Origin of the sequence: Streptococcus vulneris, from assembly GCF_019218685.1 — a bacterium.
GTDB lineage: Bacteria > Bacillota > Bacilli > Lactobacillales > Streptococcaceae > Streptococcus > Streptococcus vulneris.
Genome location: NZ_JAHUZC010000019.1, coordinates 1 through 7230 on the forward strand (window position 1 = coordinate 1; position 7230 = coordinate 7230).

Annotated in this window: 6 protein-coding genes and 3 pseudogenes; all 9 read left to right on the plus strand. The window is 40.4% G+C overall.

Annotation, left to right across the window (positions count from 1 at the left end):
- Nucleotides 1-740, plus strand: a pseudogene (locus KUA57_RS09275) (hypothetical protein); the annotation flags it as partial.
- A complete protein-coding gene (locus tag KUA57_RS09280) occupies nucleotides 722-1144 on the plus strand; it encodes a hypothetical protein (RefSeq protein ID WP_218494136.1) in 423 nt (140 codons plus the stop codon). The pseudogene KUA57_RS09275 and the gene KUA57_RS09280, both read left to right, overlap by 19 nt.
- A gap of 64 nt (nucleotides 1145-1208) precedes the next feature.
- Nucleotides 1209-1637: pseudogene (locus KUA57_RS09670) on the plus strand (T7SS effector LXG polymorphic toxin); the annotation flags it as partial.
- Nucleotides 1638-1754: 117 nt separating this feature from the next.
- Nucleotides 1755-2645 (plus strand): annotated as a pseudogene (locus KUA57_RS09290) (T7SS effector LXG polymorphic toxin); the annotation flags it as partial.
- An 805-nt stretch (nucleotides 2646-3450) separates the two neighbouring features.
- A complete protein-coding gene (locus tag KUA57_RS09300; protein ID WP_061865062.1) occupies nucleotides 3451-3918 on the plus strand; it encodes a hypothetical protein in 468 nt (155 codons plus the stop codon).
- Nucleotides 3915-4790, plus strand: a complete 876-nt coding sequence (locus KUA57_RS09305; protein WP_136937687.1) for a DUF4299 family protein — start codon at nucleotides 3915-3917, stop codon at nucleotides 4788-4790. Before KUA57_RS09300 ends, KUA57_RS09305 begins: the two co-directional genes overlap by 4 nt.
- A gap of 208 nt (nucleotides 4791-4998) precedes the next feature.
- The gene (ifs, locus tag KUA57_RS09310; protein ID WP_125448203.1) at nucleotides 4999-5877 is read left to right on the plus strand and encodes an NAD glycohydrolase inhibitor; all 879 of its coding nucleotides are present in this window, start codon (nucleotides 4999-5001) and stop codon (nucleotides 5875-5877) included.
- Between the two features lie 46 nt (nucleotides 5878-5923).
- Nucleotides 5924-6082 carry a hypothetical protein gene (locus KUA57_RS09315; protein ID WP_260467202.1) on the plus strand — a complete coding sequence of 53 codons (159 nt, stop codon included), beginning with the start codon at nucleotides 5924-5926 and terminating at the stop codon, nucleotides 6080-6082.
- A 9-nt stretch (nucleotides 6083-6091) separates the two neighbouring features.
- On the plus strand, nucleotides 6092-7230 hold a 1139-nt coding region (locus KUA57_RS09320; protein WP_250646352.1), incomplete at its 3' end, for a T7SS effector LXG polymorphic toxin.

The following is a 7230-nucleotide window of genomic DNA, read 5'->3' on the forward strand; positions in this document are numbered from 1 at the left end:
TAAACAAATCCCCATTAGTTAGTCGGGAACTTCCGAAGTTGAAAGGTGTCCACAATGTCGAAACACCGAAGTATAACAAAGAACAAATCCTGAAGAATATAGAGGAAAGCAAACTTGCGAGGGAGAGTTCAGGTTTTAAAGACTTTGCAACTAGAGAAAGATACCTAGAGAAGGTCTTTAACAAATTAACTCCTGAAGAAAGGGAATTGATTTTTAATATTTCTAAGGACTCACCGAAGGTTAAGTATAAAAATGGAGTAACACCAAAAGAAATACTTGAAATAAATAAAGGGGATAGACCAAATCCTGAAGATATTTATAATTCAACTTATTTAAAAATGCATAACCAACAATTTAAGAATGGGGCATCCAGATTCCAAAAATTTCAACCAAGCGAAAGTTGGAATGGAGGTATTGTTGGAGGTAAGGATGGAACAAGTTTCTGGTTGAGTAAAGAACATGCAGATATCATTGAAAAGGTTGCCAATGGAGATAATCGTCTTTATGAAATCATATTAGGATTTGATGACGGTTATTTAGGAGATGGTCCACTTTATCGCTTGGATGTTACTCCAGAAGTAGTAGCAGAAAAAGGACTGTCAATACCAAGTGGAAATGAAGCTGGGGCCAACGATTGGTGGAGACCAACCGGACGAACTTTCCCAGGAGATATTCCAGAAGGTGTTATGGAAGATATTAGTACCAAGAGAGGAGAACATACATGGAACATAGTAAATTAGGATGGGAAGATGTCATCCAGTTTGAAGAGGTAAAAGGTTACGGTCAGCATATCTGGAGAGATGGGAACCATCTTTATTACGTTACTGAGGAGGGAGGAATTGCCCCTCAGCGAGTGGTTTATGAATTACCAAACGAGTTATTTGCCTTATTAGAAAGTGGAGAGAGAACGGAGTTAGAAGTATTAAGTAAACTTCAGACCGATCGTTGGCCACCAACGGAAGAAGAGAGAAGAGAATCTAGAAGAAAATTTATAAGTAAACATCCAGCTTCTTTGATAGATGTCCCTAAAAATAGGAAACTTTTTTCTAAGGAAGAACTTGAAGAGTTGATTCCGATTGCTGAGAAGCAGTGGATTGAATCTGAAGGCAAACTTCCAGACGATTATGTATCGCCATTGAGATAACCTGTGAGGAACTTGTTTATACACTGTTAGTTGTAAGCAAGTTCCTGTTTTTACATTAAGTGAAAATCTCCAAGGTCAGGCCATCTCGAGTATGCGCCGTTACCTAGTAGAGGTACATGGGACTCTTCTTCAAACTCTGGTCAACCTGATGAATGACTACTCAACTAATCTCCTACTGTACAAGGATGGCTACTATCAAATTGATTCAAGCAATCATGCAAAGTTACCAGGTCAGGTGTTTACACGATTACATAGTGATTTAAAGAGTTCACGGGACAATCTAAAGAGTGAGATTGAGTTCTTGAACACGACTAAGGACAAGATTTCAGACTTGGTGAGCTATTCAGGAAGCAGTCATACCAGTACGGTCATGAACTATAACTTTCTCATGAATCAGGTCAAGAACTTGGACAACTCGATCATCCAGTATGAAAGTAATCATGCGAGTCAGGATTTGGTTGCCTTTAAGGAACTCTTGTCGGCGACCAAGGCCTTGATCGCAGAACATGCAGGGAAGACACGGACTGTAGGGACTTATCAGTCGGGTGATTTTGCCAAACTCCAGTCTGTTCAACGCTTTGCGATGGCCTACCAACAGGCAACCAAGCAGATGGAGAGTCGTGTTGAACGCGTACAAGCTGCTCAGGAGAGAGACAAGGCTCGTTTTGAGGCCTTGGCTGCAGAGGATCGAGCCAAGAACGGTTGGAAAGACCTAGCACTTGGTGTGGTGACTGTTGCGTTTAGTATTCTTGCGATTGTAGGAAGCATGGGTTTTGCGACACCCTTGGTTGTTGGGGCTGGCTTAACCGCAGGACTGGGGTCGTTTGCTTATGGGGCGTCTAATGCAGCGGAAGGGATTCATAACATCCAACTTGGAAATGCAGGGGATGCCCATACGAAATCCTATAATCTCATCCGAGATACGCTTTTCATGGGGAATGACAAGCTGTATCATGATGTTGGGAATGTCTTTGTGACGGCGAGTGCCATCATGATTCCCATAGGGCAGACTCAGAGCGTTGTCAAGGGCTTGACCCAGTTTGCGATAGGGGAAGCCGGTGCCTATACAGCAGGTCAGGTTGCCTATCATGGGACCAAGCTCCTAGGTGGAAGCGAAGAAGATGCCCAAACCGCAAACTTTATCGGGAATATCTTAGGAGGTTATGCGGTCTCCTCAGCAGCCAGCAAGTTTAGTCTCAATAAGGTGAAAGTAGAGGTCGAAGCACCGAAGTATAACCGCGAGCAGATTCTGAAGAATCTGAAAGAAAGTAAACTTGCGAGGGAATCCAGTAACTTTGACCAGTATCTGGCGAAGGAGAAACTCCAACAAGGCTTAAACAAATCCCCATTAGTTAGTCGGGAACTTCCGAAGGTGAAGGGGGTGCACGATGTCGAAGCACCGAAGTATAACCGAGAGCAGATTCTGAAGAATCTAGAAGAAAGTAGACTTGCGAGGGAATCCAGTAACTTTGACCAGTATCTGGCGAAGGAGAAACTCCAACTAGGCTTAAACAAATCCCCATTAGTTAGTCGGGAACTTCCGAAGGTGAAGGGAACAGCGAATCCATCATCAAGTCAATCAACAACTCGAGCAATCATTGACCAAAAATTAAAAGAGTATGGTGTTTCTTGGGATGAATTTAATCGACTAAGGAATACGCATGTGACCAAAATGACACAGTCTGAATATGACATGATGATTGATATTCGTAATGCAATTCCGTATCCAAAGAATTCAACAGTCATGCAAAAGATTATGCCTATTAAAGATGAGGTTTGGCTATTCAATAGGAAGGAAAAAGCAACAGCAGGTGCCTATGTAGCCAAACGTTCGGATGTGAAAAATATTACTAATATCAGAGAAGCTGTAGAAGGCTTGCGACTGGACTATGAAGGATCTCCATTTGTTGAAACTATGATTGATGCAAATGGCAATAGAGTTGCGGTACGTGATCAGAATGGTAATTTAGTTCTTAAAACCGATGCCTATCTTCGCTTAGAGTACACTACTGATGAGGCTGGTTATATTACGATTCCATATGGGGATATGGATGGGAATTTAATCGGTGCAAATGGTAAAATTTCAGTCGATCAATCTACAGGTGAGCCTAATAAAGTAATAGATCCTGCTAGTGGAAATGGCTTCATAAAATCAGATTCAGACGAGTTTTTGGTTCCAGAATATCGTCATTCAAATAGAAGTAGACTCAAGGAAGGCTCTAAATTGTATCTAAATGTCGGAGGAGAGGAAGTATTAGTTGGTAGGGTCAATAAATATGGTATAATGGAATACGTGGAGGGATAAAATGGATAAAGAATATCTAGTTTATGAAGATAAAGTATATTCTAATTTTGTGAATTATATAAATGACTATATCCTTCTTTCAGAAGATCCGGAAATGTTGAAAGAAGGTTATTTCCCTTATAGTTCCTATGTAGATGGTGAAGGAGAAGGTCTATACGGGAAGCTTGTGCCTTATAGTGAGGTTACGCAAAGATATAGCGTTTATGATCGTGTCCTATATAAAGGTCAGGAATTTGCAATTGCTGGTCACAAGCATGGAGATGATGATTTTACAGCACCTGATTCTTATGTGCGAATATTGGTTTCTGATAAAGAATTTTTAAATGAAAATAATATAGCAGATGGCGCGTCATTGATGGATGATAAGTACGGTCATATTACGTATGCATCAGGAAAAATCCCTGTCAGCGAAGTAACGATTCTACGTCGTAGAAAGGATTTACCAGTAGACCGAAGGAGAAAAATATGAAATCAGTTAATTTTACAATAAAAAGCAACCAATCACTAAGAATTGGTGAGGTGCTTCAAGCAGAACTTTTTGAATGTTACAGCGTTTCCGCTAAGGATGCAGGATTAAAGCCATCTGCGGACTCTCTTATTTCGGATTTCCATTCTGTTCAGTTTGGGGTCAAAGAGAAGTCTAGTCTAGGATTCCGTCTATCCTTTGATGGTCAAGCCTATCAGGTATCTGTTCCAGATTTGGCGACTGCTTCTGACTGGACTGGAGCCTTGATGTTCTTGAAAACATTGCTGGTTCTCTTAGATGTAAGTGTGTGTGAACATGATGGAGTGGACTATGATAAAGATTCCATTCTTGATTTTCATTTCACGGATATTTTCTTATCAGCTCTTTCAGAATTGACCAAGGAAGTAAAAGTTCATCCCATCGTGGAAATTATGGGAGTAAAACGTCCTATTTACATCAATGAACTCTACCTAGGGCAGATTATCCATGTGCCGGATGATCAACTCTTAAATAGCTATGACCAGCGTTTGCGCTTTACCCAACAGCTAAATGCTTATTACTCTGAGCAACAAGTTTTTAAAATAGAGCAAAATGGAGAGGATATCATTATCCCTATCAATTATCTAAATAGTGAAGGACGAACAATCTTACCATCTCAACCAGAGCTAGAGCCTCAATATTTACAAGAGTATCGAGGAAGTAAGGTTGCAGTTGCACGACTGTTTATCATGACAGCCGATGGCGAAAAACTAGCCGAACTTCCTTATCGGGAATTCTTAGAGTCGTTGACTGAGGGAATCTATATGCTAGATGCCAAGTATGTTCTTGTGGACCCAATTTCTCCTGAAATGTTGCAGAAGTTATCACAAAAATAACATTCTAAGAAACTTATTAGTCTGTTCAAGATTGAAAAGTTTACCATCTGATATTTTTTTCAGGTGGTTTTCTTTTTCCTTAAGTTCCCCATTTTATTTTTTCTGTATTTATTTTATGCTATAATAAGACAAAGTTTTAATACTATCATTCAACAACAGATGGAGTAAATACATAGAAATAGGTAGAATTAACCAATGGAGTAACTAAATGAAGACATATAGACTAAAAAAAGACACCGAGTGGGATATTGCGAGGTATAAAAAAGCAATTGAAAATCACAGAGAAATAGATGCTTTCTTAGGTATTGATCCAGAGTATAGAATTGGCCATCGAGATTCATATTATCAAGATATTACTGATACCCATATTCTGATAGAATATAGCCTTTATCCAATTTATGTAGAGGGAGATTTTGATATTCCAGATCGGATTTTTGATATTTTAAAGGAATTAGCTTCTAGTCAGGATATTATACATTTATATCAAGTTGTATCATTCATCAAAAAACAAGAGGATTTACTGGAAGAATATGATTCTTTACCTTTTATTATTGATGCGGAGGCCATAGTACCTATTGTTCTTGACAGTATTTATACTCTTCCTAATGAGAAAAAGGTGAATTATTACCGTAATATTTGTAATTTAATTGATTCTATGGAGCTTTTCAAAAACTGTGATGAAGAGAAAGTAGAATATATTGTTAATGAGCAAAAGAAAGAGGAAAATAAGAATAGAAGAAAAATTAAATCAGTTGCAGAAGTATGGCCAATTGTACTAGATGTTACAAGCATCGATGCTATGGGGGTCTCTGATGATCATCTAGAGTTGTTGTTGATTGATGAGAATAAATGGATAGAATCTCTGGAAGAAGAACACTTGTTGAAGCTTCAAGAAAAACTTAACAACTACATCTATTTCCTCGAAAGCAAGCAGTATGTGGAGAGATATGGCGATAAGTTTGAAAAAAAAGTCATCCATATTACCTTCCAGTATTCTCCATCGGATAATGGACTAGCCTTTCTTGCTGCGGTTCAGAAAGTGTTGCAGCCTACAGATATGAGTTTGAAGGTAGAATTGCCAGAGTAATAAAGGGAGCGGAAACGCTCTCTTTTTGTGGTATAATGAAGAAGGAGTGAACCTATATCAAAAACAATTTAATGAACTCCACCAGTTGATGACGAGCTATACGTCCTTATTGGGAACGGACATCGCTTTGATGTCCGCTACAGGAAAAGAATTGGCCCGTACAGATACAGTATTGGGACAAACAATGTTTTCTGGCTTGCAGTAGGGAGGTTCTATGAGTTACAAGATAAAATTTGATGATATTACCTCTGTTCAAGTGGAAAGTCAAAAGACGATGAATGCTTGGGAAGAGGCCATCGCTAGTCTAAATAAGGCTATGAGCGACTTCATCAACAATCAAAATCTCCAAGGTCAGGCTATCTCGAGTATGCGCAGTTACCTAGTAGAGGTGCATGGGACTCTTCTTCAAACTCTGGTTAACCTGATGAATGACTACTCAACTAATCTCCTACTGTACAAGGATGGTTACTATCAAATTGATTCAAGCAATCATGCAAAGTTACCAGGTCAGGTGTTTACAACCCTTCATAGTGATTTGAAGAGTTCACGGGACAATCTAAAGAGTGAGATTGAGCTCTTGAACACGACCAAGGACAAGATTTCAGACTTGGTGAGCTATTCAGGAAGCAGTCATACCAGTACGGTCATGAACTATAACTTTCTCATGAATCAGGTCAAGAACTTGGACAACTCGATCATCCAGTATGAAAGTAATCATGCGAGTCAGGATTTGGTTGCCTTTAAGGAACTCTTGTCGGCGACCAAGGCCTTGATCGCAGAGCATGCAGGGAAGACACGGACTGTAGGGACTTATCAGTCGGGTGATTTCGCCAAACTCCAGTCTGTCCAACGCTTTGCGATGGCCTACCAACAGGCGACCAAGCAGATGGAGAGTCGTGTTGAACGCGTACAAGCTGCCCAGGAGAGAGACAAGGCTCGTTTTGAGGCCTTGGCTCGATCAGATAAGGGTTGGAAAGACATGGCTGTTAGCGCATTGACTATCATTGTCGGAGTGACAGCCATCGTAGTTACATTGGGCTCTGCGACTCCTTTAGTTGTTGCAGGCGGTATCGTGGGTCTTGGGACAACAGCCTATGGGGCTTCTAATATGTATGAGGCTGATCAGGATATCAAACTTGGGAATGCAGGGGATATTCAGACTAAAGCAGGAAATCCCATCAGAGATACACTTTTCATGGGCAATGACAAGCTGTATCGTGATGTTGGGAATGTCTTTGTGACGGCGAGTGCCATCATGATTCCCATAGGGCAGACCCAGAGCGTTGTCAAGGGGGTGACCCAGTTTGCGATAGGGGAAGCAGGTGCCTATACAGCGGGTCAGGTTGCCTATCA